Origin of the sequence: Micromonospora sp. NPDC047620, from assembly GCF_043205005.1 — a bacterium.
Lineage (GTDB): Bacteria > Actinomycetota > Actinomycetes > Mycobacteriales > Micromonosporaceae > Micromonospora.
The window spans coordinates 1-26444 of the sequence record NZ_JBIDDG010000034.1 but is presented as its reverse complement, the minus strand read 5'-3'; the positions used below and the strand labels follow the sequence as shown (position 1 = coordinate 26444).

At 75.5% G+C, this 26444-nt stretch carries 24 protein-coding genes and 1 rRNA gene; 3 read left to right on the top strand and 22 right to left on the bottom strand.

Going from position 1 to position 26444, the window contains the following annotated elements; all coding sequences use genetic code 11:
• Positions 1-41 precede the first annotated feature (41 nt).
• From ACGF5C_RS29300 to ald, 6 genes are all read right to left on the bottom strand, one after another.
• Positions 42-812 (bottom strand): pseudouridine synthase, encoded by a 771-nt coding sequence (locus ACGF5C_RS29300; protein WP_393306768.1) that lies wholly within the window; start codon positions 810-812, stop codon positions 42-44.
• Positions 799-1746: an SMC-Scp complex subunit ScpB gene (gene scpB / locus ACGF5C_RS29295; RefSeq protein ID WP_393306766.1), complete on the bottom strand. Its 948-nt coding sequence runs from the start codon at positions 1744-1746 to the stop codon at positions 799-801. The genes ACGF5C_RS29300 and scpB overlap by 14 nt, the downstream gene beginning before the upstream one ends.
• The gene (locus tag ACGF5C_RS29290; protein WP_393306764.1) at positions 1743-2774 is read right to left on the bottom strand and encodes a segregation and condensation protein A; all 1032 of its coding nucleotides are present in this window, start codon (positions 2772-2774) and stop codon (positions 1743-1745) included. The genes scpB and ACGF5C_RS29290 overlap by 4 nt, the downstream gene beginning before the upstream one ends.
• Before the next feature lie 53 nt (positions 2775-2827).
• Positions 2828-3751, bottom strand: coding sequence for a ParA family protein (locus ACGF5C_RS29285; RefSeq protein WP_036375269.1), 924 nt, complete (start codon positions 3749-3751; stop codon positions 2828-2830).
• 225 nt (positions 3752-3976) lie between these two features.
• Positions 3977-4969 carry a site-specific tyrosine recombinase XerD gene (locus ACGF5C_RS29280; RefSeq protein WP_393306840.1) on the bottom strand — a complete coding sequence of 331 codons (993 nt, stop codon included), beginning with the start codon at positions 4967-4969 and terminating at the stop codon, positions 3977-3979.
• Between the two features lie 11 nt (positions 4970-4980).
• Positions 4981-6096 carry an alanine dehydrogenase gene (gene ald, locus ACGF5C_RS29275; protein ID WP_393306762.1) on the bottom strand — a complete coding sequence of 372 codons (1116 nt, stop codon included), beginning with the start codon at positions 6094-6096 and terminating at the stop codon, positions 4981-4983.
• A 291-nt stretch (positions 6097-6387) separates the two neighbouring features.
• On the opposite strand from ald, the gene ACGF5C_RS29270 reads away from it, so the two are divergent.
• The gene (locus ACGF5C_RS29270; RefSeq protein ID WP_357463500.1) at positions 6388-6645 is read left to right on the top strand and encodes a TM2 domain-containing protein; all 258 of its coding nucleotides are present in this window, start codon (positions 6388-6390) and stop codon (positions 6643-6645) included.
• 77 nt (positions 6646-6722) lie between these two features.
• Here ACGF5C_RS29270 and ACGF5C_RS29265 read toward each other — a convergent pair whose 3' ends face one another.
• The 13 genes from ACGF5C_RS29265 to ACGF5C_RS29205 form a co-directional block, all read right to left on the bottom strand.
• Positions 6723-7361, bottom strand: coding sequence for an NUDIX domain-containing protein (locus ACGF5C_RS29265; protein ID WP_393306760.1), 639 nt, complete (start codon positions 7359-7361; stop codon positions 6723-6725).
• The gene (locus ACGF5C_RS29260; protein ID WP_393306758.1) at positions 7358-9109 is read right to left on the bottom strand and encodes a CTP synthase; all 1752 of its coding nucleotides are present in this window, start codon (positions 9107-9109) and stop codon (positions 7358-7360) included. The genes ACGF5C_RS29265 and ACGF5C_RS29260 overlap by 4 nt, the downstream gene beginning before the upstream one ends.
• Before the next feature lie 139 nt (positions 9110-9248).
• Entirely contained in the window at positions 9249-11588 is a 2340-nt protein-coding gene (locus ACGF5C_RS29255) for a hypothetical protein (protein ID WP_393306756.1), read from the bottom strand.
• Positions 11588-12787 carry a glycosyltransferase family 4 protein gene (locus tag ACGF5C_RS29250; RefSeq protein ID WP_393306754.1) on the bottom strand — a complete coding sequence of 400 codons (1200 nt, stop codon included), beginning with the start codon at positions 12785-12787 and terminating at the stop codon, positions 11588-11590. The genes ACGF5C_RS29255 and ACGF5C_RS29250 overlap by 1 nt, the downstream gene beginning before the upstream one ends.
• Positions 12788-12842: 55 nt before the next feature.
• Positions 12843-14540, bottom strand: coding sequence for a murein biosynthesis integral membrane protein MurJ (gene murJ / locus ACGF5C_RS29245; protein WP_393306753.1), 1698 nt, complete (start codon positions 14538-14540; stop codon positions 12843-12845).
• A gap of 1 nt (position 14541) precedes the next feature.
• Positions 14542-15408 (bottom strand): hypothetical protein, encoded by an 867-nt coding sequence (locus ACGF5C_RS29240; RefSeq protein WP_393306751.1) that lies wholly within the window; start codon positions 15406-15408, stop codon positions 14542-14544.
• A gap of 58 nt (positions 15409-15466) precedes the next feature.
• On the bottom strand, positions 15467-16405 hold the full coding sequence (locus ACGF5C_RS29235) for a copper transporter (protein ID WP_393306749.1): 939 nt from the start codon (positions 16403-16405) through the stop codon (positions 15467-15469).
• A gap of 27 nt (positions 16406-16432) precedes the next feature.
• Entirely contained in the window at positions 16433-17611 is a 1179-nt protein-coding gene (gene steA, locus ACGF5C_RS29230; protein WP_350712376.1) for a putative cytokinetic ring protein SteA, read from the bottom strand.
• Positions 17612-17730: 119 nt separating this feature from the next.
• A complete protein-coding gene (gene recN, locus ACGF5C_RS29225) occupies positions 17731-19488 on the bottom strand; it encodes a DNA repair protein RecN (protein ID WP_393306747.1) in 1758 nt (585 codons plus the stop codon).
• Between the two features lie 139 nt (positions 19489-19627).
• Positions 19628-20512 (bottom strand): NAD kinase, encoded by an 885-nt coding sequence (locus tag ACGF5C_RS29220; protein WP_357463470.1) that lies wholly within the window; start codon positions 20510-20512, stop codon positions 19628-19630.
• Between the two features lie 79 nt (positions 20513-20591).
• Entirely contained in the window at positions 20592-21452 is an 861-nt protein-coding gene (locus tag ACGF5C_RS29215; protein WP_393306745.1) for a TlyA family RNA methyltransferase, read from the bottom strand.
• Between the two features lie 22 nt (positions 21453-21474).
• Complete coding sequence (locus ACGF5C_RS29210; protein WP_393306743.1) at positions 21475-21744, bottom strand: hypothetical protein; 270 nt, start codon at positions 21742-21744, stop codon at positions 21475-21477.
• A gap of 25 nt (positions 21745-21769) precedes the next feature.
• Positions 21770-22447: a phasin family protein gene (locus ACGF5C_RS29205; RefSeq protein ID WP_393306741.1), complete on the bottom strand. Its 678-nt coding sequence runs from the start codon at positions 22445-22447 to the stop codon at positions 21770-21772.
• A 113-nt stretch (positions 22448-22560) separates the two neighbouring features.
• Here ACGF5C_RS29205 and ACGF5C_RS29200 point away from each other — a divergent pair, with 113 nt between their 5' ends.
• Positions 22561-22899, top strand: coding sequence for an SCP2 sterol-binding domain-containing protein (locus ACGF5C_RS29200; RefSeq protein ID WP_350712397.1), 339 nt, complete (start codon positions 22561-22563; stop codon positions 22897-22899).
• 100 nt (positions 22900-22999) lie between these two features.
• On the opposite strand, the gene ACGF5C_RS29195 is transcribed toward ACGF5C_RS29200, so the two are convergent.
• Positions 23000-24010 carry an HAD-IIA family hydrolase gene (locus ACGF5C_RS29195; RefSeq protein ID WP_393306739.1) on the bottom strand — a complete coding sequence of 337 codons (1011 nt, stop codon included), beginning with the start codon at positions 24008-24010 and terminating at the stop codon, positions 23000-23002.
• Positions 24007-24978, bottom strand: a complete 972-nt coding sequence (locus tag ACGF5C_RS29190; RefSeq protein ID WP_393306838.1) for a Replicase polyprotein 1ab — start codon at positions 24976-24978, stop codon at positions 24007-24009. Before ACGF5C_RS29190 ends, ACGF5C_RS29195 begins: the two co-directional genes overlap by 4 nt.
• Here ACGF5C_RS29190 and ACGF5C_RS29185 point away from each other — a divergent pair.
• Positions 24937-26262: a hypothetical protein gene (locus tag ACGF5C_RS29185; protein ID WP_393306844.1), complete on the top strand. Its 1326-nt coding sequence runs from the start codon at positions 24937-24939 to the stop codon at positions 26260-26262. The genes ACGF5C_RS29190 and ACGF5C_RS29185 overlap by 42 nt on opposite strands.
• Before the next feature lie 91 nt (positions 26263-26353).
• On the opposite strand, the gene rrf is transcribed toward ACGF5C_RS29185, so the two are convergent.
• Positions 26354-26444: ribosomal RNA gene (gene rrf / locus ACGF5C_RS29180) — 5S ribosomal RNA — on the bottom strand; the annotation flags it as partial.

The window sequence follows — 26444 nt, the reverse complement described above, 5'->3', positions numbered from 1 at the left end:
GCCACGGAGCCTACCGGCAGCCGTACCCGCGAGCCGGCCGGTCAGTCACCCACGGCCTTGAACAGGGCGGCGACCTCCGCGTTGGTCAGCCGCCGGGTGCGCCCGGCGCGCAGGTCGCCCAGCCGGATCGGCCCGATGGCGGTACGCACCAGCCGGCTCACCGGGTGGCCCACCTCGGCGAGCAGCCGCCGGACGATGTGCTTGCGCCCCTCGTGCAGGCTCAGCTCCACCTGGGCGGTCCGGCCCAGGGTGTCCACCACCCGGAAGGAGTCGACCTTCGCCGGGCCGTCCTCCAGCTCCACGCCGGCCGTCAGCCGCTTGCCGAGGTTGCGCGGGATCGGCCCGGACACCTCGCAGAGGTAGGTCTTCTGCACCCCGTACGACGGGTGCATCAGCTTGTGCGCGAGGGTGCCGTCGTTGGTGAGCAGCAGCAGGCCCTCGCTGTCGGCGTCGAGCCGCCCGACGTGGTAGACCCGCTGCTCCACCCGGTTGCCGAGGAAGTCGGCGAGCGCCGTCCGCCCCTTCTCGTCGGCCATGGTGGAGACGACCCCGCGCGGCTTGTTCATGGCCAGGTAGACCAGGCGGGTGTCGGCGACGAGGCGTTCGCCGTCGACGTGGATGACGGCGGTGGCCGGATCGACCTTGTCGCCGAGCTGGGCGACCCGCCCGTTGACGGTGACCCGGCGGCGGAAGATCAGGTCCTCGCAGGCGCGCCGGGAGCCGACGCCGGCGGCGGCCAGCACCTTCTGGAGGCGCTCGGCCCCCTCGAAGACGGGCGCGTCGGGGCGGGGGGTGCGGTCATCGCGTGGCATCGGCAAGCTCTTCTACGTCGTCGGGAAGGAACGGGGCCAGCGGCGGGAGGTCGTCGACGCTGTTCAGCCCGAGCTTCTCCAGGAACATCGTGGTGGTCCGGTAGAGGAACGCCCCGCTGTCCGGTTCGGCGCCGCACTCCTCCACCAGCCCCCGGGAGACCAGGGTACGGATCACCCCGTCGCAGTTGACACCCCGGATGGCGGAGATCCGCGACCGGGTCACCGGCTGCTTGTAGGCGACCACGGCCAGTGTCTCCAGCGCGGCCTGGGTCAGCCGCACGGACTGCCCGTCCAGCACGAACCGTTCGACGTAGGTCGCGTATTCCGGGCGGGTGTATAGACGCCAGCCACCCGCGGCCCGGCGCAGCTCGAAGCCGTGCCCGGCGGCGGTGTAGCCCGCGGCGATCTCGTCCAGCATCGGCCCGATCCGCTCGGCGGGCTGCTCCAGCACCTGGGCCAGGGTCAGCTCGCTGACCGGCTCGTCGACCACCAGCAGGATCGCCTCCAGCGCCCCGCGCAGCTCCGCGTCGTCGAGTTCCGGCACCGGCGCGGGTGCCGGCGCCGCCCGCCGCCGCCCGGCCGGCTGCTTCGTCGGTAAGCCCGCAGCCGCGCCCTGTGCCGCGGTCTCCGCCTGGCCGGCGCCCTGCTCCGCCGTGTCGGTCCGCTCCGCGCCTCGTTCCGCCGGGTCAGGCCGCCCCGCGTCCTGTGCCGCCGCCCCGCCCTGCCCGGTGCCCTCCCCCGCGGCGTCCCCGAGGGTCTCCCCCGTGCCGCCGGCAGGCGCGGCGGGGACCTCGGCGGGATCCGGCACCTTCGGGGGCAGGTCGCTGCCTGGATCACCCGAAGGCGACTCGGCCGGCGGGGTGGGGCGCTGCCAGGGTGGGATCCAGGCGGCGGCCTGGTCCGCCAGGGAGTCCCGGCGCTCCTCGCTGCTCATCCGGTCTGCTCCTCCGTCGTCGCCGTCCCGTCCCCGCCCGCCGCCGCGCCCGCCCCGGCCTCGTGGACCGGCCCCGCCGCGCTCGCGGCGGCGCCCGGCGGGCCCGCGGGCGGTGTCTGGTCCGCCGGTTCGGCGGCGGTGCCGGCGTACTCGTCGATGTGCAGGTCCGGGCCGCCCTCGGCGGGGCCGGTCCAGCGTACGGTCAGCTCCTCCAGGGCCTGCTCCTGGACGAAGGCGACCAGGCCCTCCCGGTAGAGCTCCAGCAGCGCCAGGAACCGGGCCACCACCTCCAGGGTGGCGTCGCAGTCGGCGCAGAGCAGCGAGAAGGTGGCGGTGCCGGCCCGGCGCAGCCGCTCGGTGATGATCGCCGCGTGCTCCCGGACGCTGACCCGGACCATGTGCACGTGGGCGATCGACACCTCCGGCACCGGCTTCGGCGTCATCGCCCTGATGGCCAACTTCAGCAGCCGCTCGGGGCCGATGCCGAGCACCAGGTCCGGCAGGGCCTCGGCGTACCGGGGCTCCAGGGTGACCGCCCGGGGGTAGCGCCGGCCGCCGACCTCCTCCAGCGCGGCGATGTGCGCCGCAGCCTCCTTGTACGCCTTGTACTGCAGCAGCCGGGCGAAGAGCAGGTCCCGCGCCTCCAGCAGGGCGAGGTCCTCCTCGTCCTCGACCTCGGCGGCGGGCAGCAGCCGGGCGGCCTTGAGGTCGAGCAGGGTGGCGGCGATGAGCAGGAACTCGCTGGCCTCGTCCAGGTCCCACTGGTCGCCCATGGCCCGGATGTACGCGATGAACTCGTCGGTGACCCGGTGCAGCGCCACCTCGGTGACGTCGAGCTTGTGCTTGCCGATCAGCTGGAGCAGCAGGTCGAACGGGCCGGTGAAGTTCGCCAGCCGGACGGTGAAGCCGCCGCTCTCCGCCGCCTCGGGCACGCCCCCGGGACTCGTCGGCACCTCGGCGGCGGAATCGGCGGCCCGCACGGGCGGCTGCTCCAGCGGCGCGGGCGGATCGAGGGGTGGCGCGGTCACCGGAAGACCGTAGTCCACGCCCCGGACGCCTCGGTGCGAAGGTGCACCCGGGCCTACCGCTCCGCCTGGGCGGCGATCACCTCGCGGGCGAGCTGGCGGTAGTTGCGGGCGCCGGACGAGGCCGGGTCGAGCGTGGTGATCGGGGCACCGGCGACGGTGGACTCGGGGAACTTGACGGTCTTGGTGATCACCGTCTGGTAGACCTTGTCGCCGAACGCCTCCACCACCCGCTGGAGCACCTGCCGGCAGTGGGTGGTGCGGCTGTCGTACATGGTGGCGAGGATGCCCTCGAGCTCCAGGTCGAAGTTGAGCCGCTCGCGCACCTTGTCGATGGTGTCCAGCAGCAGGGCGACACCGCGCAGGCTGAAGAACTCGCACTCCAGCGGGATGAGCACGCCGTGCGCGACCGTGAGCGCGTTGATCGCCAGCAGGCCCAGCGAGGGCTGGCAGTCGATCAGGATGTAGTCGTACTCCTTGCGGATCGACCGGAGCACCCGGGCCAGGGCCATCTCCCGGGCGACCTCGTTGACCAGCTGGATCTCGGCCGCGGAGAGGTCGATGTTGGCCGGCAGCAGGTGCAGCCCCGCCACGTCGGTCTTGATCAGGACGTCCTCGGCGGTGACGTCGTCCTGCATGAGGAGGTTGTAGACCGACAGGTCGAGGTTGTGGGGGTTGACCCCCAGCCCGACCGAGAGGGCGCCCTGCGGGTCGAAGTCGACCAGCAGCACCTTGCGGCCGTATTCGGCCAGCGCGGCGCCCAGGTTGATGGTCGTGGTGGTCTTGCCGACGCCGCCCTTCTGGTTGGCCATCGCGATGATCCGGGCCGGGCCGTGCCGGTCGGTCGGCATCGGCTCGGGAATCGGCTTGCGCATCGTGTAGGCCGCCGGATCCGCGGGGCCGAGATCCGCCCCGAGCGTGGCCTGCTGCTCGCGGAGCTCCGACGTCCAGGTCTCGGCACGGTCACCGTTGCCAGCCATGTCCTCGTTGCCCCCTCCCGACGACCACCCGGCGTCGGAGCCGTCCGACGTCCTGCGCGGCGCCGCTGCGCACCCCGTCTGCTTCGCCCCAGGAGGTCCGCGCCGATGCCGACTGTACGCCACCGGCCGGCGGGCCGGTCGCACCCGCTCGGCGTGTCGCCGCCCCGCCGACCAGGCCACCCCCGGCGGACCGGCCGCCGCCCACCGGCCGGACGGTCGACGGGGTCAGCCGCGGGCCCGGGGATGGGCGGTGGCGTACACCTCGCGCAGCCGTTCCACGGTGACCAGCGTGTAGACCTGGGTGGTGGTCACCGAGGCGTGGCCGAGCAACTCCTGCACCACCCGCACGTCCGCGCCGCCGTCGAGCAGGTGGGTGGCGTAGGAGTGGCGCAGGGTGTGCGGGGAGACCGCCTGCGGCCCGTCCACCGGCAGGCCGGCCCGCTGGGCGGCGCGGCGCAGGATGGTCCAGGCCCCCTGCCGGGACAGCGCGCCGCCGCGGGCGTTGAGGAACACCGCCGGGGTGCCCCGGCCGGCGGCGGCCAGCCCGGGCCGGGCCCGCACCAGCCAGGCGCTCAGCGCCTCGACCGCGTACCCGCCGATGGGGACCAGTCGGGTGCGGCCGCCCTTGCCGCGCAGGACGACGGTGCCCTCGCCGACATCGACGTCGTCGACGGCCGCGCCGACCGCCTCGGAGATCCGCGCCCCGGTGCCGTACAGGAACTCCAGCAGCGCCCGGTCGCGCAGCGCGAGCGGCGCACCGTCGCCGGTGGCGGTCACGGCGCCGACGGTCTCCAGCAGCCGGACCACGTCGTCCACCGGCAGCGCGCGGGGCAGCCGGCGCGGCGGGGTGGGCGGGCGGACGTCGCGGCTGGGGTCGCCGCCGGCCAGCCCCTCGCGCAGCGCGAAGCGGTGCAGCCCGCGCACCGCGCTGGCCGCCCGCGCCGCGGACGAGACCGCCAGCGGCGGGTGCGCGTCGTCGCCGGCCCGCAGCCGGGACAGGTGCTCCTCGACCTGGCCGGGGCCGACCGCCGCCAGGTCCGGCACCCCGGCCGCCGCCAGGGTGGCCAGGTAGCGCTCCAGGTCCCGGCGGTACGACGAGAGCGTGTTCGCCGACAGTCCGCGTTCGACGGTGAGGTGGTCCAGGTAGCCACGGACGGCACGGCGCAGGGCCGGCGCGGGCTCCGCGCCCGCGCCGGCCCCGTCCGGTGTGCCGGTCAGCCCGCCGCCCCTCAGGCCAGCGCGTCGGCCAGCGGCAGGGCCCGCATGCCGTGCGCCTCGGCGACCGGGCCGTAGGTGACCTGGCCGTCGTGGGTGTTCAGGCCCAGCGCCAGCGCCGGGTCGCGGCGCAGCGCCTCCCGCCAGCCGTGGTTGGCCAACTCCAGGGCGTACGGCAGGGTGACGTTGGTCAGCGCGTAGGTGCTGGTGTGCGGCACGGCGCCCGGCATGTTCGCCACGCAGTAGAAGATCGACTCGTGGACCTTGTAGGTCGGGGCGGCGTGCGTGGTGGGACGCGAGTCCTCGAAGCAGCCGCCCTGGTCGATGGAGATGTCGACCAGCACGCTGCCCGGCTTCATCCGGGAGACCAACTCGTTGGAGATCAGGGTCGGGGCCTTCGCGCCGGGCACCAGCACCGCGCCGATGACCAGGTCCGCGTCGAGCACGGCCCGCTCGATCTCGTACGCGTTGGAGGCGACCGTCTGGAGGTGGCCGCGGTAGATGGCGTCGGCCTGGCGCAGCCGGGCGACGTTCTTGTCCAGCAGCAGCACCTCGGCCTGCAGGCCGAGCGCGATCGCGGCGGCGTTCATGCCGGAGACGCCGGCGCCGATGACCACGGTCTTCGCGGCGTAGACGCCGGAGACGCCGCCCATCAGGATGCCCCGCCCGCCGCCCTGCGCCTGCAGGTGGTACGCGCCCACCTGCGGTGCGAGTCGGCCCGCCACCTCGGACATCGGGGCGAGCAGGGGCAGGGACCGGTCGGGCAGCTCCACCGTCTCGTAGGCGATGCCGGTCACCTTGCGGTCGAGCAGCGCATCGGTGCATTCCTTGGACGCGGCCAGGTGCAGGTAGGTGAAGAGCACCTGCCCCGCGCGCATCCGGTGGTACTCCTCGGCGACCGGCTCCTTGACCTTGAGCACCAGCCCGGCGGTGTCCCACACCTCGTCGGCGGTGGCCAGGATCTTGGCCCCGGCGGCGGCGAAGTCGTCGTCGCTGATGCTGGACCCGACCCCGGCGCCGGCCTCGACGAAGACCTGGTGACCGCCGCGGACGAACTCGTTGATGCCCGCCGGCGTGATCGCCACGCGGTACTCGTGGTTCTTGACCTCGCGGGGGATTCCGACCTTCACGATGCAGACACCTCTCTCCGGGGCTGCTCTCCCCCGACTGCTCGGCGCCACGACGGCCCCTTTGCCGCCGCGGTCCACCGGTCCCGTCGGCGGCAGTCTAGGCGCGCCGCCGCCCGAAATGAGCCAGCACAGTGACATCCGGTGCCCGCCCACCCTGACGAAGTGTCAGGCGTCGACCCGGCCGGCGGTGGGACTCCCCCTCAGCCGTCAGGACAATGTTCGTCCATTATCGTCCCATCCAGTGGGTCCCGCTGCGGACACGACGAGAGTGGATCACTAGGGTGTCGCCTCATGACCACACCTCCTTACCAGCCCGGGTACCCGACGGGCGTTTCCGACAAGAGCAAGCTCGTCGCCGGCCTCCTCGGCATCTTCCTGGGCGGCTTCGGCGCCGGCCGGTTCTACATGGGCGACACCAAGACCGGTGTCCTCCAGCTCGTGGTGAGCATCGTGACCTGCGGCTTCGGCAGCATCTGGGGCCTCATCGACGGCATCCTGATCCTCGTCAACGGTGGCGTCGACGGGCAGGGCCGGCCGCTGCGCGACTGACCCGACCGGAACGACGAAGGGGCCGTGCGGCGAACCGCACGGCCCCTTCTCCACGTACCGCGTCCGGCGCGGCCGACTCAGCGCGGCGGCGGCGTGTCCGCCCGGCGCAGCGCCGACCAGCCGGCGTCGCGGCCCCGGGCGGCGGCGAGCAGCCCGGCCACGCAGGACGCGTTGGTGATCTCCCCCGCGAGGACCATGCCGACCGCCTCGTCCAGGTCGATCCGGACGACCTGGAGGTCGGCCTCCTCCTCGCTGCGCTCGTGGCGCCGCTCGGCCGGCACGTCGGTCAGGTCCCGGGCCAGGAACACCCGGACCAGCTCGTTGGTGAAACCCGGCGAGCTGTGCAGGTCGACCAGGACGTCGAGCCGACCCGCGACGAGGTCGACCTCCTCGGCCAGCTCCCGGGCCGCGGCGGCGGCCAGGTCCTCGCCGGAGACGTCGGTCAGCCCGGCGGGCAGCTCCCACAGGTGCCGCCCGACGGGGTGGCGGTACTGGCGGATCAGCACCACCTGGCCGGCGGAGTCGAGCGCCACCACGGCCACCGCGCCGACGTGCCGGACGAAGTCCCGGACCCCCGTCCCGCCGCCCGGCATGGTCACCTCCTCGCTGACCACGTCGAAGATCCGGCCGCGGTAGCGCTCGGTGCGGGAGCGCACCTCGTAGCGGTGCTCGACGGCGCTGCGGTGCCCGATGGCTTGCTCGCTCCGCTCGCTCACGAGGCCGACGCCGCCTTCGCGGCGGCGCCGCCGTTGCGGGAGGCCTTCTTCGCCGCCGCGTTCTCCGCCGCCTCCAGGTCCACCGGAAGCTGGTCGGCCTCGGAGTACGCCACGGCCGCCTTGACGAAGGAGGCGAACAGCGGGTGCGGCCGGGTCGGGCGGCTCTTCAGCTCCGGGTGCGCCTGGGTGGCCACGAAGAACGGGTGCAGGCCGCGGTCCAGCTCGATGAACTCGACCAGCCGGCCGTCCGGCGAGGTGCCGGAGAAGCGCAGGCCCGCCTTGGTGAGCTGGTCCCGGTAGGCGTTGTTCACCTCGTACCGGTGCCGGTGCCGCTCGCTGATCTCGGTGCTGCCGTACGCCTCGGCGACCAGCGAGCCCTCGGCCAGCGTCGCCGGGTACGCCCCGAGCCGCATCGTGCCGCCCAGGTCGCCCCTGCCGGCGACGATGTCCTCCTGGTCGGCCATGGTGGCGATGACCGGGTGCTTCGCCTCCTCGTCGAACTCCAGCGAGTTGGCGCCCTCCAGGCCGGCCAGGTGCCGGGCCACCTCGATGGTCATGCACTGCAGGCCGAGGCAGAGGCCGAGCAGCGGGATGCCGTTCTCCCGGGCGTACCGGGCGGTGCCGATCTTGCCCTCGATGCCGCGCACCCCGAAGCCGCCCGGGATGACGATGCCGTCCACGCCGGCCAGGGCGGCTGCGGCGCCGGTCGGGGTGACGCACTCGTCGCTGGGCACCCAGCGCAGCTGCACCCGGGCCCGGTGGCCGAAACCGGCGGCCCGGATCGCCTCGCTCACCGACAGGTACGCGTCGGGCAGGTCGACGTACTTGCCGACCACGGCGACGGTGACGGTGTGGCGGGGCTGGTGCACCCGGTCCAGCAGGTCGTCCCAGCTGGCCCAGTCCACGTCGCGGAAGGAGAGGCCGAGCCGGCGCACCACGTACGCGTCGAGGCCCTCCCGGTGCAGCACCTTGGGGATGTCGTAGATGCTCGGCGCGTCCGGGGCGGCGGTGACCGCCTCGCGGTCGACGTCGCAGTAGAGCGACAGCTTCTGCTTGACCTTGTCGGGGATCTCCCGGTCGCAGCGCAGCACCAGCGCGTCGGGCTGGATGCCGATGCTGCGCAGCTGGGCCACCGAGTGCTGGGTCGGCTTGGTCTTCAGCTCCCCCGACGGCGCCAGGTACGGCACCAGCGAGACGTGCAGGTAGAAGCAGTTGTCCCGGCCCAGGTCGTGGCGGACCTGCCGGATCGCCTCCAGGAACGGCAGCGACTCGATGTCGCCGACCGTGCCGCCGACCTCGGTGATCACGACGTCCGGCACCTGGCCGTCGTCGTCCGGGTCGGCCATGGCCAGGATCCGCGACTTGATCTCGTTGGTGATGTGCGGGATGACCTGGACGGTGTCGCCCAGGTACTCGCCGCGCCGCTCCTTCGCGATCACGTCCGAGTAGATCTGGCCGGTGGTGACGTTCGCCTTCCCGGAGAGCGCCCGGTCCAGGAAGCGCTCGTAGTGCCCGACGTCGAGGTCGGTCTCGGCGCCGTCCTCGGTCACGAAGACCTCGCCGTGCTGGAACGGGTTCATCGTCCCCGGGTCGACGTTGAGGTAGGGGTCGAGCTTCTGCATGACCACGCGCATGCCGCGCGCGGTGAGCAGGTTGCCGAGGCTGGAGGCGGTGAGGCCCTTACCCAGCGAGGAGGCGACGCCCCCGGTGACGAAAATGTGCCTGGTCGTCCGTGCTGAAGGGGCCAAGGCCTGCTCCCGTGTCGTCCGTCGCGGTCGTGCAGACCGCCGTGCCGATCAGCAAAGTGATCACGCGATCCACGGGATTCCACGGTAACACCTCACCCGGCCCCACCGCCCGGCGCACCCGTACCGGCCGCCGGCCCGCTCAGGAGGCCGTGACCTCGGTCGATGGCCGACCGGCCGGCGCGTCCGGCCCGGCGACCGGATCCGCGGTGCTCGCCCCGGCGCCCGCCGCCCCCGGGCCGTCCGGGCCGCCGTCGTCCGATCCCCCGCCGCCCGGCCCGTCGCCGGCCCCGCCCGGCCCGCCGTCGCTCTGGCCGGCCCCGCCCGGCCCGCCGTCGCTCTGGCCGGCCCCGCCCGGCCCGCCGTCGCTCTGGCGGGCCGCGTCGGGCTGGGTGCGGTCGGTCGAGTGGTCGAGCACCCGCAGCGCGGACAGCGCCGCCATCGGCACCACCAGGGCGCCGGCCGCGCCGGCCACGTCCAGGGCGTCGCCGCCCAGCACCCCGCCGATCACCGCGGCCACGGCGGTGCCGGCCATCGCCGCCCGCATCGCCGGGTAGATGCCGAACAGCCGCATCAGCCCGCCCCACGGCTGGAGCAGGGCGAACCAGACCAGCAGGGCGCCGGCCAGGGCCAGCACGGTCAGCGGGCTGTTGACCAGGGTGTCGAAGTTTGCGGTGCTGGAACGGTGCACGGTAAGCCCGCCGGTGCCGTCGCCGACGGCGGCCAGGAACCGGCCGAGGCTGCCCCGCTCGGCGGCGGGCCGGCGCAGGTCCAGCACCGCGAAGCCGATGGTCAGCGCCAGCCCGGCCATGGTCGCCCAGGCCAGCCGGCTGATCGTCAGCCAGCCGCCGGCGCTGATCGCGGCGGCGACGCTCAGCCCGGCGGTCAACGCGATCGCGCCGACCGGGTCGGACCCCAGGTACGGGCTGCCGACGACCACCACGGCCGCGCCGCCGACGACCACCATGACGATCGGCCGCCAGGACCGGCGGACCCGCTGGGCCAGCCACCCCGCGCTCAGCAGGGCGCCGGCCAGGAACACGCCGAGCCCGACGGTGCCCAGCCCGGCGTACCGGCCGCCCTCCAGGGCCGAGTAGCCGACCACCCCGTTGAGCTGGAGGCGGGCGCCGGTGAGCACGTCCACCCCGACGGCCAGCGTGGTCAGGCCCGCCACCGCGCCGAGCGGGCCGAGGGTGCTCGCGTACCCCGGCGCCAGCCGGACCATCGCGGTCGCGGCGACCAGCAGCAGCACGGTCACCCCGGCGAAGTAGACGCCGGCGTGGTCGCCGCGCCACCACGGCACCGCGTCGGCGAGCAGGGCCGCTGGCACAGCCAGGGCGGCCCCGATCAGCAGCAGCTCGACGACCGACACGACCCGCCGCGACACCGGCTCCGGGCCGTACGGGCCGGCGTGCCGGCGGGCCCGGCGCAGCAACGGCAGCACCGCCACCGCCAGGAGCACCTGGACGCCGGCGAGCAGGGCGAAGAACCAGTCCGCCACCCGCCGTTGGGCGGCCGCCTCCCGGTCGGCGTCGGCGGGCTGCGCGATCGCGGTGGCCAGGTCCGCCGGCCGCCCGCCGACCGATTCGGCCGGCCGGCCGAGGAAGAGCCGCTCGGGCATCGGCCGGCCCAACGCGGTGAGCGCGGTCGGTGCGAGGTCGACCAGTTGCAGGTAGCCCTCCCGGCCGGTGCTGGCCGAGGTGAGCCATCCGCGCTCCCAGCCCGGCCCGTCGGCGACGGCCACGTGCAGCCGGGACGGCACCTCGGTGTCGGACACCCCGGCGACGATGACCAGCGAGCGGGGCGGCCGGGCGGCGAGCACCCGGGCCAGCCGGGCGTCGGCCTCGCGGGCCGCCGTGGCCCGGGCCGTCGGGTCCTCGCCGGCGACCGTGCCGAGGTCGACGATGCTCAGCACGCACGAGCCGAGCAGCTCGGCGGGGTCCTCGGGCAGGGCGGCCGCGTACCGGTCGACCCGGCCGAACGGCCGGGCGGCGGCCACCGCCGCACCGGGCCCGACCGCCACCGAGCAGCGCACCGACTCCGACAGCGCGCCGGGCACCGCGCCCCACGGCAGCCGCTCCTGGTTGTGCAGGACGACGCTCTCCTGGTCGGGCAGGTTCGCGCCGATGCCGTCGGGTTGCTCCACGGTCACCGCCGTCGGGGGGCAGCCCCCGACCTGTCGGCTGCCGTTCCAGGCGGCGTAGCTGCCCGCCCCGAGGGTCAGCCAGCCGTCCACGGGGCAGGTCGGCCGGTGCGCGGAGCGCACCGAGAGGGAGCCGATGGAGCCGTCGCGGGCCATCCGCCACAGCGTCGGGGTGGTCTCCGGGTCGACGTCCTCCCAGCGCAGCCCGGCCACCCCGGCAAGCACGACGAAGTCGGCGGTGCGCTCGGGCGCCTCCCGGTCCGGCCGGGCGGTCAGCGCCGCGATGCCGAGCGCCACCACGACCAGGGTCAGCAGGGCCGGGGCGAGTCTGCGCACCATCACCGGCGTCCCGTCGACGGGGCGTGACCGTCACGTCCGGGTTCGGCGGGCCCGCCGTCGGCGCCGGGGGCCGCGGATCCTGCCGCGTCCGGGGCCAGCTCGGCGTAGAGCGCCGCGAGCTGGGCGAGGGTGTCCGCCTCGGTGGGCCAGGTCGCGGCCCGGGCGGCGGCCCGCCGGCCCAGCTCGGCCCGACCGGCCTCGTCGTCGAGCAGGGCGCGCACGGCCGCGTCGACCGCGTCCACGTCCCCCGGCGGCACCAGCGCCGCGGCGTCGCCGACCAGCTCCGGCAGGCCGCCGACGGCGGTCGCCACCAGTGGTACGCCGGCCCGCATCGCCTCCTGTGCGAAGAGCTGGCGGGCCTCCCAGTCGCTGGTCACCAGCGCCAGGTCGGCCCCGGCGAGCAGGTCGGCCACGTCGGTGCGGTGCCCGAGCAGGGTCACCGGGGCCCGGGCGGCGGAGATCCGGGCGGCCAGCGGCAGGTAGGCCGGGCCGCTGCCGGCGATCACCACGACCGGCGCCGGGGTCCGGGTGCGCCACCGGGCGGCCGCGTCGACCAGCACGTCGTACCGCTTCTGCGGGTGCAGCCGGCCGACCGAGAGGATCAGCGGCTGGTCCGGGCCGACGCCGAACTCGGCGCGGACGGCGGCCCGGCGGCGGCGCGGCGCGGGCAGCGCCGGCGCGGCGACCGGGGCGAGCCGGGCGTCCATCGCGCCCAGCGCGGCGGCCCGCTCGACGAGGTCGGCGGAGGCGCCGAGGGCCACCCGGGCGCCCCGGGCGACGACCCGCTCGACGAGGCGGGACACGCCGCCGCGCAACCCGCCGGCGAGCACCGCGTTGTGCCAGGTGACCACGAGTGGCACGGCCGGCCGGGCGAGGACGGCGACCAGCCCGGCCCGCAGCCCGTGGGCGTGCAGCACGTCGACCGGCTCGGCGGCGAGGGTCCGGCGCAGCGCGCCCACGGCACGGGCGTCGGCAGGGGTCGGGCTGGCCGGGATCTCCACCGGCCGGAACCGGGCGCCGACGCCGGTGAAGTCGAACTGCTCCTGCGTCGTGGCGGGCCCGCAGACCAGCACGGCGGCGCCCGCGGCGGTCAGCCCCTGGGCGAGGGAACGGACGTGCTGCCCGACCCCGCCGGTGCTGGAGGCGAGCAGCAGGGCCACGGTGCCGCGCCAGTTGGTGTCCGGTGTCGGTTCCGTCACCGGGACCACCCCCGCTCGTCGGTCGCCGCCGGCCGGTCACCCGTCCTGCACCCGCTCACCGGGACACCGTCTCCTTCCCGTCACCCCGTTCCGGGGGGATCTCGCCCTCACCCGTCCGTTCGGCGGGGGCCGCCGGCCCGCGCCGGCCCCGGCTCAGCCGCCGGAGCACCCCGGCCAGCAGCGGTCGCACATCCCGCCGGTCGATCAGCCAGACCACGGCGAGGAACACGACGCCGACCAGGACTCCGGACAGCATGCCCTGCACGAGTGCGGCCGGTGTCGTCGGGGTGCCGTCGCCGGCCGCGTCCAGCCAGCGGGCGGTGGCCGCCCCGGCGAGCGCCGCCAGGGCACCGGCGAGCAGACCGGCGGCGCCGGCCCGGCCGACGCCGGCGAGCGCGGCGGCCCCGGCCGAGCGCAGCACGGCGGCGAGCAGCAGGCCGCCGAGCAGCAGCATCCCGGCCGAGTTGGCCAGGGTGACCGCCAGCACCCGGTCCGCCACCGGAAGCAGGGCCGCCAGCGGCACCGCCGCCACCGGCACGGCCAGCCAGCCGGCGGTGATCGCCACGGTGGCGGGGCGGGTGTCGCCGCGGGCGTAGAGGGCCCGGGAGAGCACCGCGAAGAGGCCGTAACCGAGCAGCCCCGGGGCGAAGCCGGCGATCCCGGCGGCCGTGGACCCGGGATCGTCCGGGTAGAAGAACGAGGCGACCGGCGCGGCGGTGCCGACCAGGGCCGCCGCGCCGAGGCAGCTGAACAGCAGCACGCGGCGCGCCGTCGAGGAGAGCGTGCGCCGGTAGTCCCCGTCGTCCCCGGCGGCCGCCGCGGTCGCCAGCGTCGGGTACGCCGCCACGGCGAGCGGCACCGCCAGCACCGCCCAGGGCAACAGGTACATGGTCTGGGCCAGGTTGAACACCTGCGGCGAGCCGGTCGGGCCGCCGGAGACCCGCTTGAGCAGCACCAGCAGTGCGATCTGCTGGGCGGTGACGGTAACGGCGCCGGCCAGCGCCAACCCCTTCACCCGCGCCCGGACGTCGGCGGGGAACGCGAACCCGGGGCGCAGCCGCAGCCCCAGCCGGCGCAGCGGGATCAGCAGCGACAGCGACAGCACCACCACGCCCGCCGTGGTGCCGCCCGACAGGATCAGCTCGCCGCCGCGGCTCACCTGCGCCACGCTCGCGCCGCGCCCCTCGGCCCCGCCGAAGGCGAGGTAGACCACGATCACGGTGAGGCTGGACAGCAGCGGCGCGATCACCGGCCAGGCGAACCGGCGGTGCGCCTGGAGCACGCCGGTCAGCACGATGCCGATGCCGTAGAGCGGCAACTGCGGGGCGAAGACCCGCAGCATCCGCGCGCCGGCGGCCACCTCCGCCTCGGAGCGCCCCTCGCTGATCAGCGACACGACCGGGCCGGCCGCCGCCGCGACCAGCACGGCCAGCGGCACCAGCAGGGTGACCGTCCAGGTGAGCAGGGCGCCGGTGGTGGCGGCCACCGCGCGCCGGTCCCCGGCCGCGACCGGCCCGGCCAGCAGCGGTACGACCAGACTCGCCAGCGCGCCGCCCGCGACGATCTCGAAGATGATGTTCGGGACCGTGTTGGCGATCACGTACATGCCGCCGAGGTCGCTCTTCTGCACGACCCAGGTGAAGACGGCGGTGCGGCCGAACCCGGCGAGCCGGCTGAGCACGGTGAGGACGGCGATGAGCGCGGCGGCTCCGGCGACGCGGCCGGCGCCGGCGAGGGGTGCCGGGGTCGTCACGTCAGTCGGCGCGACGGCCCAGCGCGTCGAGTTCGCGCAGCCCGGGGGTGCGCTGGATGACCTGGGTGAAGCTGACCTTCTCGCTGGCCGCGGTGAGACCGGCGAGCACGGCGAGCAGCCCGGCCCGCCCGACCGGCCCGGTACGCGCGGCCAGCGCCACGCCCAGCAGCGCGCCGAGCGCGTTCGCGCCGCTGTCGCCGAGCATCACGTCCTCGCCGAGGTCGTCGGGGAGCAGCCCGGCGGCGGCGCCGACCGCACCCGCGGCGATCCCGCCGTGCGGGCCGCCGGCCAGCGGGGCACCGAGCAGGATGCCGGACTTCAGCGCCCGGCCGGGTCGCAGGTCGAGCAGGTTCAGCAGGTTCGCGGTGCCGGCGATGACGCCCGCGCCGAGCAGCACGTCGACGCCCCGGCCCAGCGTGCCCTGCCGCTGGCGGCGGCGGTGCCCGGCCACCCTGGGGTCGGCGGCGAGCAGCGCGGCGGCGCCGAGCCCTGCCGCGCCCACCCCGACGACCTTGACGAGCCCGGCGGTGATCCGGCCCTCGCGCAGCGCGGCCAGGTGACCGGCGAAGCCCTTGGCCGCCTTCTGCTCCGGCCGCGCGCCCACCACGTCGTCGTAGAGCCCGACGGCCCCGGCACCCACCCCGGCGACCAGGGCCGCAGCGCCCGAGGACGCGCTGGAGGCGCCGAACGCGCCCGCGCTGGCGGCCCCGGCGGCGAGCGCCGGCCCGGCGGCCAGGGTCACCGTGCGGCCACGGAAGTTCGTCCGGCCCAGGGCCGGGCCAGCCGGCGAGGTACGCACCTCGCGTAGGGCGTACCGGGCGGCGGCGGCGCCCGCCCCGGCGATCAACAGTCGACCGAGCAGACTCACGCGGTCCCCTCCCGCTCGTGCGTGCGGCTGGATCCGGACACCGGGGTACGTCGCTCGCTCACTGGGGCAGTCTAGGCAGCAGGGTGGCATTGTCGCCGACGCCGTACTGCCCGGCCTTCTTCTCGGTCACCTGCTGCACCATCGCGAGGGCGGTGACCAGCTGGCCCTGGACGGTGTTGGCGTTGTCGACGGTGGAGATGCTCTGCACCAGCACCGGGTCGCCGCGGACGGCGGCGACCAGGTTGCCGCCGGTCGAGCCGTTGCCGGCGACGACGATCGTCCCGGCCCGGTCGAACTGCTCGGCGACCTTGAGCACCGACTCGTCCTTCTTCGCCGAGTCCTTGTCCACGTACGGCTGCCCGCTGACCACGACGACGGCCTCCGCCGACGCGCTGACCCGCTCCTCGGTGGTCAGGTAGTTGGCGTTGGTGTACGCGGCCAGCACCGCCCGCCGGTCGGCCTCGGTGACCGGGGTGGCGCCGGGCGCCCGGTCCAGCAGGACGCTGGCCAGCAGCGCGCTGGACGTCTCCACCCCGTTGCCGTTGCCCGGCAGGTCGGCGGTCGGCGCGCTGGTGGGGCGCGCGGCGGTGACCGCCAGTTCCAGCAGGTCGTTGTTGTTGTCCGGATTGATGAACTTGTCCTGCAGGTCGATGCGACCCGTCATCTCGGCCCCGCCGAGCTGGAGCATCTTGACCACGCCCTCGGTGTGGTCCCGCCCGGTGGGCAGGGTGACCACCACCACCCGCTTGCCGGTGAGCTTGCCCGGCAGGAACAACTCCGCTATCTGGGCCGCGAAGTCCTCCTCCAGCTCCAGTTCCTTCTCCATGCTCTGGACCTGCTGGCGCATCAGCTGGTTGTCCTTGCGCAGCCCGTTGACGTTCTCCTTGAGCGAGTCGGCGACCGGGCCGTTCAGTGCGGCGGTGCCGACCACCAGACCGATCGCCAACGCGAGGAAGACCGCGGTCAGGGACACCACGTGGTACCGGAAGTTGATCACACCTGCAGCCTCTTGATCGGTCGGACGCTAGAAAAGCTGTTCAAGCTGGAACACGAAATTGTTCCACCACTCGGAAACCACACCCAAATACGCCTTGCCGACGGTGGAGACCGCCACGGCGGAGGCCATCGCCGCGATCGCGGAGAGCACCAGCAGCAGCAGCGAGGAGCCGGAGATGCTCTGCCGGTAGAGCCGGCTCACCCCCTTGGCGTCGACGAGCTTGCCGCCGACCTTGAGCCGGGTCAGGAACGTGGAGGCCATGCCGCCGCGGCCCTTGTCCAGGAACTCCACCAGCGTGGCGTGGGTGCCGACGGCGACCAGCAGCGAGGCGCCCTTCTCGTCGGCCAGCAGCATGGCCAGGTCCTCGCTGGTGGCCGCGGCCGGGAAGGTCACCGCCGGTACGCCGAGCCCGGTGACCCGGGCCAGGCCGGGCGCCCGCCCGTCCGGGTAGGCGTGCACGATCACCTCGGCGCCGCAGCGCAGCACGTCGTCGGTGACCGAATCCATGTCACCGATGATCATGTCCGGCGTGTAGCCGGCCTCCACCAGCGCGTCCGCGCCGCCGTCGACGCCGATCAGCACCGGCTTGAACTCGCGGATGTAGGGGCGCAGCACGTCCAGGTCGGCCTTGTAGTCGTAGCCGCGCACCACGATCAGGCAGTGCCGCCCCTGGATCTCGGTCTGGATCTCCGGCACGCCGACGCCGTCGAGGAGCAGGGCGCGCTCCTGCTTGAGGTAGTCCATCGTGTTGGCGGCGAACGCCTCGAGCTGGACCGACAGGCCCTCCCGGGCATCGGCCATCGCCTTGGCCACCGTCTCGGCGTCCTGGAGGCTGCCGTGCGCCACCGGCTCGTCGCCGACGTAGACGGTGTTGCCCTCGATCCGGACCGTGTCGCCCTCACGGATCCGCTCGAAGATCCCCTCCCCCAGGTCGTCGAGGAGCGGGATGCCGGCGCCGATCAGCACCTCCGGCCCGAGGTTGGGGTAGCGACCGGAGACCGACGGCTTCGCGTTGAGCACGGCGGCGACACCGACCGCGACGAGCGAGTCGGCGGCGACCCGGTCCACGTCGACGTGGTCGATGACCGCGATGTCACCGGGGCGGAGCCGGCCGACCAGGCGCTTCGTCCGGCGGTCCAGGCGCGCGGTGCCGAGGATTCTGCCCGGTTCCGCGTTCCGGGTCCGGCGCAACGTGGGTAGACGCATCGTGACCATCCTGGCATGTGAGGCAGGCATTTCTGTCGCGACATGCCTGAGCAGGGCCGCCTACCCAGGGAAGCACACTAGCGCGCAGGCCGGTGTGCCTGTGCTCACAATCGCCGCCCTCACGGACGCCTTTCCCGGGCCGCCACAGCGAGAAGCTCCTCGGCATGGGCGATACCCAGGTCGGAATCGGGCAAACCCGCGAGCATCCGGGCCAACTCCCGGGCCCGCTCCGTGTCCTCCACCACGCGGACCCCGCTCGTGGTGACCGCTCCGCCCGTGTCCTTCGCCACCACCAGGTGCCGGTCGGCGAACGCGGCGACCTGCGGCAGGTGGGTGACCACGAGCACCTGGTGGCTGCGGGCCAGCCGGGCCAGCCGCCGGCCGATCTCCACCGCCGCCTGGCCGCCGACGCCGGCGTCCACCTCGTCGAAGACCAGCGTGGGCGGCCCACCCGAGCCGGCGAAGACGACCTCGATGGCGAGCATCACCCGGGACAGCTCACCGCCGGAGGCGCCGCGTTGCAGCGGCAGCGCGGGCGCGCCGGGGTGGGCCAACAGGCGCAGCTCGACCTCGTCGCCGCCGTCCGGGCCGACGCCGACCTCGACACCGTTGACCGGCAGGCTCGGCTCCGCCCGGCCGGCCGGCCGCGGCAGCACCGCCACCTCGATCCGGGCGTGCGGCATGGCCAGGCCGGCCAACTCGACGGTGACCTGCTCCGCGAAGCGGGTCGCCGCCTCCTGCCGGGACGTCGACACCCGGCCGGCCAGCTCGGCCACCTCGCCGGCCAGCCGCGCCGACTCCCGCTCCAGCTCGTCGAGGAGCTCGTCGGAGGTGTCCAGGTCGGACAGCCGGGTGCGGGCCCGTTCCGCCCAGGCGATCACGCCGTCGACGTCGTCGGCGTACTTGCGGGTCAGGGCGCGCAGCGCCGCCCGGCGCTCGTAGAGGGCCTGCAACCGGGCCGGGTCGGCGTCGAGCGCGGCGAGGTAGGCCGACAGCTCGGCGGAGACGTCCGCCACCAGCGTCGCCGCCTCCTCCAGCCGCCCCGCCAGCTCGCCGAGCGCCGGATCCGTGCCGGCCTGCGCCTCCAGGGTGCGCCGGGCGGTGCCGAGCAGCGCCGTGGCGTCGGGGGTCTCGTCGGCCGCCTCCACGCCGCCGGCCACGCACTGGTGGGCCAGCTGCGCCGCGGTGCGCAGCCCCTCGGCGTGCTCCAGCCGCTGCGCCTCCGCCTTCAGCTCGTCGTCCTCGCCGGGCTGCGGGTCGACCCGGGTGATCTCGTCCAGGCCGAGCCGCAGCAGGTCGGCCTCCTGGCTGCGCTCGCGGGCGTTGCGCCGCCGGTCGGCCAGGTCGTCGACCACGGCACGCCAACGGGCGTACGCCTCGCGCAGCGCGTCGAGCAGCTTCTCGTGCTCCGGGCCGGCGAACCGGTCCAGCGCGGCCCGCTGCTCGGCCGGACGCAGCAGCCGCAGCTGGTCGGACTGGCCGTGCACGGCGACCACCTGCTCGCCCACCTCGCCGAGCATGGCCACCGGCATGCTGCGCCCGCCCAGGTGCGCCCGCGACCGACCCTCCACCGTGACCGTGCGGCTGAGCAGCACCGAACCGTCCTCGTCGGGCTCGCCGCCGGCGTCGACGACCCGGGCGTGCACGGCGGCGGCGACCCGGCCGTCGAGCCGCAGCCGCCCCTCGACCACCGCCCGGCCGGGCTGGGCGCGAACCCGCCCCGCGTCGGCACGGCCACCGAAGAGCAGGCCGAGGCCGGTGACCACCATGGTCTTGCCCGCGCCGGTCTCGCCGGTGATGACGTTCATGCCGCCGGTCAACGGCAGCGTGGTGTCCTCGATGACGCCCAGTCCGGTGATGCGCAGCTCTTCCAGCACAGCAACCGACAGTAGACGCGGCCCCCGACAGTTGACCAGCCGGCGCGGGCGTACCGGGGCGTCGCGCCCCGCCTCACCACCGGCCGGGGCGCCGGTGAGGCCGGTCACCGCCAGCCGGACACCCGCCACGGACGCGCCGTCAGCGGCGGTTGCCGCGCCAACCGTGCACGGGCAGGTCGAACTTCGCCACCAGCCGGTCGGTGAACGGGCGGTCCCGCAGCCGCACGATGCGCACGGGCAGCGCGCCGCGCCGCACGGTGACCCGGGCCCCGGGCGGCAGGTCGTAGACGCGCCGGCCGTCGCAGGACAACACCGCGAGGGTGGTGAACGGGTCGACGGTGATGGCGAACGTGGAGGTGGGCGCGGTCACCAGCGGCCGGCTGAACAGCGCGTGGGCGCTGATCGGCACCAGCAGCAGGGCCTCCACCTCGGGCCACACCACCGGCCCCCCGCCGGAGAACGCATACGCCGTCGAGCCGGTGGGGGTCGCGCAGACCACGCCGTCGCAGCCGTAGCGGGACAGCGGGCGGCCGTCCACGTCGACGAGCAGCTCCAGCATCTGGGCGCGCTCGCCCTTCTCGACGCTGATCTCGTTGAGCGCCCAGGACTCGATGGTCGGGCCGCCGTCGAACTCGGCGGTCACGTCCAGCGTGAGCCGCTCGTCCACGGTGTAGTTGCGGCCCACCACGTCCCGCACCGCGCTGTCCAGGTCGTCGATCTCCGCCTCGGCGAGGAAGCCGACCTTGCCGAGGTTGATGCCGAGCAGCGGCGCCTTCGCCGGCCGGGCCAGCTCGGCCGCGCGCAGGAACGTGCCGTCCCCGCCGAGCGCGAAGACGATCTCCGCGCCCTCGGCCGCCTCCAGGCCGGTCACCGGCACCACGCCGGGCAGGTCGAGGTCGTCGGCCTCCTCGGCGACGACCCGTACCTCGAAGCCGGCCGCGATGAGGTCGGCGGCCACCGCCCGCGCGTGCTCGGTGCTGCGACGGCGGCCGGTGTGGGTCACCAGCAGGGCCGTGCGGCTCACCGGGACGGCCGTCCCGTCGCGCCCGCCCGGCACCCGCACCCGCGCGGCCCAGCCACGACCGCGGGGCTCGCCTGCTCGCTCACCCGGCCACCTCCTCCGTCGCCGTGTCCGGCAGGTCGCCGGACGCCACCGGGCCCTGCGGCCCGGCGGTCACCACGGCACGCACCCGATCCGGGTCGGCCGGCGGTGCGTCCCGGCGTAACCATACGAAGAACTCGACGTTGCCGCTGGGCCCCGGCAGCGGGCTCGCGGCCACGTCGGCCAGACCGAGGTCGAGCCGCGCCGCCGCGGCGGCGACGTCGAGCACCGCCTCGGCGCGCAGCGCCGGATCGCGGACCACCCCGCCGGCGCCGACCCGCTCCTTGCCGACCTCGAACTGCGGCTTCACCATCAGCGCGAGGTCGCCGTCGGGCCGGGTGCAGCCGGCCAGCGCCGGCAGCACCAGCCGCAGCGAGATGAACGACAGGTCGGCGACCGTGAGGTCGACCGGCCCCCCGATGGCCTCCGGAGTGAGCGTACGGACGTTGGTGCGCTCGAAGACCCGCACCCGGGGATCGTTGCGCAGCGGCCAGGCGAGCTGCCCGTACCCGACGTCGACGGCCACCACCTCGGCCGCGTCGGCGCGCAGCAGCACGTCCGTGAAGCCGCCGGTGGAGGCGCCCGCGTCCAGGCAGCGCCGGCCGGCCACCCGCAGCCCGCCGGGGGCGAAGGCCGTCAGCGCGCCGGCCAGTTTGTGCCCGCCCCGGGAGACGTACTCCGAGCTGGGGTCCTCGCCCGTGACCAGCAGCGGGTCGGCGGGGTCGACCATCGCGGCGGGCTTGCGGGCGGGCACCCCGCGCAGCTGGACCCGGCCGGCCTCCACCAGCGCGGCGGCCTGCTCCCGAGAGCGGGCCAGGCCGCGGCGGACGAGTTCGGCGTCCAGCCGGTTACGACGTGCCATGCGTGGTTCTTCTCCGGTCCGGTCAGGCCTGGTCGATGGTGGCGAGGGTTTCCCGCAGCGTCTCGTACGCCGCCTCGTACTGCGCGATCTGGTCGGCCGGGGCGAGCGTCGCGGCGTTGGCCATCGCGCGCACGGCGGCGTCGACGGCGGGGTGGCGCGCCTCGTCGGGGTCGTCGAGCGGCTCGGGGCGCGGCGGCCCGGGGCGCGGTCCGGGCGTGGGGCCCGGCCGGGCAGCGGGCGGCGGGCCGGGACGGGCACCCGGCGGCGGGCCGGGACGGTGGGGGCCGGTCACGACCCGCTCCCGGCCGCGGGGCGGATCACGCCTCGCCGCCCGGCTGCTGCCTGCGGGCGGACGCCTTCTTCACCGGCCGGGCAGGCCCGGCGTCGGCGCCCTGGGCCTTCGCCGGCTGGACCTGCTCGACGTCGGCGCCCAGGTCCTTCGCCGTCGGGACCTGCTCGACGTGGCTGCCCTCGGCCGGGGCGACGGCCGACGGCGCCCGCTTCGCCACGGCCTTCTTGGCCACGGCCTTCTTCGCGACCGCCTTCTTGGCCACGGCCTTCTTCGCCACCGCCTGCGTCGCGACGGGCGCGCCCGGCCCGGCCGTGGGGGGCGCGGCCGGCTCGGTGGCGCCCGGGGCCGGCGACGGGGTGGCGGGGGCCGCCGGCGACGGGGTGGCGGGGGCCGCGGGGGCCGTCCTGGCCTCCCGGAGCTGGCGCTCCAGCTCGTGCACCCGGCGGGTCAGCTCGGCGACCTCGTCGGCGGTGGCGAGCCCCACCGCGCCGAGGGCCCGGTCGACCTCGAACCGGACCAGCTTGGTCAGCGCCTCCCGGTTCGCCGCACCGGTGGACACGAGTTCCTCGGCGAGCGCCTGCAACTGGCCGGCGGTCGCCCCGCCCGAGCCGACGAGGCGGCGCACCGCCCCCTGGGCCTTCTTCCGGGGCGCCTCCGTCAGGCCCATGGCCAGCTCGAGGTAGGCGCGCCACGCGTCCTGCATGCCTGAGTCCTTCCGCGGGGCGGGGGTGTGCAGGTGTCACGCTACCGGGCACCCCGCGAGGCCCTGTGCGGTACGGTGCCGGGGACGGCGTGGCGAACGGCGAGGGGGCGACAGTGGCCAGCGTGGACGAGTGCCGGCAGGCGTTGCAGGAGCTGGCCGCCCGGCTGGACCGCAACGCGGAGACGGTGCGGGAACGGATCGACCTGGACCGCACGCTGGCCTGCCGGATCACGGACCTGGACACGGCCTTCCACGGGCGGCTCGCCGACGGCCGCCTGGTCGACCTGGCCGACGGCGACGACCCGAAGGCGAAGATCGCGCTGAGCACGAGCAGCGACGACCTGCTCGCGTTGGTCCGCGGTGAACTCGACATCACCCGCGCGGTCACGTCCCGGCGAGTGTCGATCAAGGCGAACCCGCTCGACCTGATGAAGCTGCGCAAGCTGCTCTGAGCCGCCGGCCGAGGCAGCCTGATCCGAGCCCCGGCCAGGGGGCGGCCCGACCGCCGGGGTAGAACCGGGCCGGGGCGTTCGGGCCGGACTGCGGGACCGTTCAGTCGGACAGGCCGAACGCGGTCAGCACCTGCCCGGCCGCCGCCGACCCGGCACGCACCCGCGTCGCGTCCCCGGTCCAGGCGGCCACGCACAGCGCCGCCAGAGCGTCCAGCGGGCGGCCCGCCCCGGACAGCTCCAGCGCGCCGTCCCGCGACGCCACCGACCACCCGTCCGCCGGGCCCGGGACCCGCACCGCCGCCGCCGGGTCGAAGAGCCCGCCGAGGTCCATCGCAACGTACGTCGGCCGGTGCTCCGGCGGGGCGGCGAGCAGCTCGGCCACGTCGCTGACGCCGGTGAGCACCAGCAGGCTGTCCAGGCCCGCCCGCCGGGCGCCCTCGATGTCGGTGTCCAGTCGGTCGCCGACCACCAGCGCCCGGCCCTCGCCGGCGCGGCGGGCCGCGGTGGCGAACAGCGCCGGCTCGGGCTTGCCGACGATCACGTCGGGATCCCGCCCGAGCGCGGTCCGCAGCGCGGCGACCAGCGCGCCGTTGCCCGGCAGCGGTCCCCGACCGCTGGGCAGCGTCCGGTCGGTGTTGGTGGCGATCCAGGTCGCCCCGCCGCGTACGGCCACCGACGCCTCGGCCAGGTCCACCCAGCCGACCTGCGGCCCGTACCCCTGCACGACGGCGACCGGCGACTCGTCGGCCCGGGACACCGGCGTCAGCCCGGCGGCACGGACCTCGGCCCGCAATGCCTCGGCACCCACCACCAGCACCGCGGCGCCGGGGGGCAGCCGGTCGCGGAGCAGCTCGGCGGCGGCCGCCGCGGAGGTGAGCACCTCCTCCGGCCGGGCGGGAACGCCCATCCCGGTGAGCAGGGCGGCCACCTCGCTGGAACGGCGCGAGGCGTTGTTGGTCGCGTAGGCGACGCCCCGCCCCTCGGCGTGCAGCCGGCCGACCGCCTCCACGGCACCGGGGATCGGCCGGTCGATCAGGTAGATCACCCCGTCCAGGTCGAACACGACCAGGGCGTACCCGTCGACCAGCCGCTCCCCGGCGTACGCCGTCATCGCTGCGGGGCGTCCGACTCGCCGGTGCCGGCCGACTCGCCACGGGCGGCGTCGGTGGCGTCGGTCCCGGTGCCGTCGGCGGTGTGACCGGCCGCGACAGCGCGCGCCTCGTCGTCGGCCAGCTCGTCGTCGGCCAGGTCGTCCGCCGGCACGTCCGCGCTCCCGGCCTCGTCCCGCTCGTCCGCGCTCCCGGCCTCGTCCCGCTCGTCGGCGGTCCCGGCCTCGTCCCGTCGCCCGTCGTCGTCGCGCCCGGCGGGCTCGGCGTCGCCGGTGAGGTCGGCATCCGGACGGGCCGGCACCGCACCCGGGGCACCGGGACCAGCGGCGATCGTCTCGGCGGACTCCTCGTCCTCCTCGTCGCCCTCGATCACCACACCGTCGAGCTCCAGCAGGCGCTCGGCGGCGTCGGTCTCGCCCTCGGTGTCCACGTCGGCCGCCCGGGAGAACCACTCGCGGGCCTCCTCACGACGACCGACCGCGAGCAGCGCGTCGGCGTACGCGTAGCGCAGCCGGGCCGTCCACGGCTCGGCCGCCTCGGCGGTCAGCTCGGGAACCTGGAGCATGGCAACCGCGGCGTCTTTCTGGCCGAGGTCGCCGCGCGCGCCGGCCGCCACGATCAGCAGCTCGATCGCCACGGCCTGGTCCAGCTTCTCCCGGTCCGCACCACGGAACAGGTCGATCGCCCGCTCCGCCCGGCCCAGCGCCCGCTCGCAGTCCGCGAGCACCGCCAGGTGGCTCTGCAGCCCGGTCATCCGGTGGTACGTGCGCAGCTCCGCGATCGCGGTCTGCCACTCCCCCGCGTGGTACGCGGCCAGGCCCACCGCCTCGCGGACGGCGGCGATCCGGGACGCCAGCCGACGGGCGGCCAGCGCGTGCGCCAGCGCCTCCGCCGGGTCCTCGTCGATCAGCTGACCCGTGGCCACCAGGTGTCGGGCGACCGTCTCGGCGACCGGCTTGGCCAGCGACAGCAGCTCGGCCCGGACGTCCTTGTCGAGGTCGGTGGCGACGATCTCGTCGGGCAGCGCGGGAGCCTGGGTGCGCTCCCCCTCCGCCTCCGGTCGCTCCCGCCGCTCGTCGCGGCGCTCGCCGCCCCGGAAACCGCCCTCGCGGTCACCACCCCGGTACCCGCCTTCGCGGCGCTCACCGCCACGGAAACCGCCCTCACGGTCGCCACCCCGGTAGCCGCCTTCGCGACGGTCGCCACCCCGGTAGCCGCCCTCACGACGCTCACCGCCGCGGTAGCCGCCCTCACGACGCTCACCGCCGCGGTACCCGCCCTCGCGGTCACCGCCCCGGAAGCCGCCGCCCTGGCGCTCGCCGTCCTCACGACGGAACCCACCGTCGCGGCGTTCGCCACCGCGGAAGCCCTCACGGTCGCCGCCACGGAAGCCACCCTCGCGACGCTCACCGCCGCGGTACCCGCCCTCACGGCGCTCGCCGCCACGGAAGCCGCCGTCGCGGTCACCGCCGCGGAAGCCACCCTCGCGACGCTCGCCACCGCGGTACCCGCCCTCGCGGTCACCGCCACGGAAACCGCCCTCACGGCGCTCGCCACCGCGGTACCCGCCCTCGCGGTCACCGCCACGGAAACCACCCTCGCGACGCTCACCGCCACGGAAACCACCGCCGGGCCTGTCGCCACCCTCACGGCGCTCGCCGCCACGGAAACCGCCCTCACGGCGCTCGCCACCACGGAAACCACCCTCGCGGTCACCGCCACGGAAGCCACCGCCGGGCCTGTCGCCACCCTCGCGACGCTCGCCGCCACGGAAACCACCCTCGCGGTCACCGCCACGGAAACCACCCTCGCGACGCTCACCGCCACGGAAGCCACCGCCGGGCCTGTCGCCACCCTCACGGCGCTCACCACCGCGGAAACCACCTTCGCGGCGCTCACCGCCGCGGAAACCACCCTCACGGTCGCCAGCGTCACGGCGGAAGCCACCCTCGCGCGGCAGGCCCGAACGGAATCCGCCCTCGCGGCGCTCGCCGCCACGGAAGCCGTCGCGGTCGCCCCGGAAACCACCCTGGCGCTCGGCGCCGTCACGACGGGGGGCGCCGGCCGCGCGGGAGTCGCCATCACGGGAACCAGACCGGTACCCGCCTTCGCGGCGGTCGCCGCCGGCGTATCCGCCGCGCTGACCGCCCCGGTCATCCCGGAACGACGGCCGGTCGTCACGGCGCGGGGCGCCCTCGCGCCCGCCCGCGCGGTCTTCGTAACGACGGGGACGATCTCCGCCCTGCGATCCTGAACTCACAGGTACATCCTTCCTCATTGCGCCACCTATGGCGCTACGCAGTCGAGGGCCGACCCGGATGGGGCGGCCCTCGACTGGAATGATTGTCCGGCGGTGTCCTACTCTCCCACACCCTCCCGAGTGCAGTACCATCGGCGCTGGAGGGCTTAGCTTCCGGGTTCGGAATGTAACCGGGC

Coding starts and splice junctions, on each gene's coding strand:
- ACGF5C_RS29300 (WP_393306768.1), bottom strand. CDS start 812: ATGCCACGCGATGACCGCACCCCCCGCCCCGACGCGCCCGTCTTCGAG.
- scpB (WP_393306766.1), bottom strand. CDS start 1,746: ATGAGCAGCGAGGAGCGCCGGGACTCCCTGGCGGACCAGGCCGCCGCC.
- ACGF5C_RS29285 (WP_036375269.1), bottom strand. CDS start 3,751: ATGGCTGGCAACGGTGACCGTGCCGAGACCTGGACGTCGGAGCTCCGC.
- ACGF5C_RS29270 (WP_357463500.1), top strand. CDS start 6,388: ATGACCACACCTCCTTACCAGCCCGGGTACCCGACGGGCGTTTCCGAC.
- ACGF5C_RS29255 (WP_393306756.1), bottom strand. CDS start 11,588: ATGGTGCGCAGACTCGCCCCGGCCCTGCTGACCCTGGTCGTGGTGGCG.
- steA (WP_350712376.1), bottom strand. CDS start 17,611: ATGCGTCTACCCACGTTGCGCCGGACCCGGAACGCGGAACCGGGCAGA.
- ACGF5C_RS29215 (WP_393306745.1), bottom strand. CDS start 21,452: ATGGCACGTCGTAACCGGCTGGACGCCGAACTCGTCCGCCGCGGCCTG.
- ACGF5C_RS29205 (WP_393306741.1), bottom strand. CDS start 22,447: ATGCAGGACGCGTGGCGCGCCTACCTCGAGCTGGCCATGGGCCTGACG.
- ACGF5C_RS29195 (WP_393306739.1), bottom strand. CDS start 24,010: ATGACGGCGTACGCCGGGGAGCGGCTGGTCGACGGGTACGCCCTGGTC.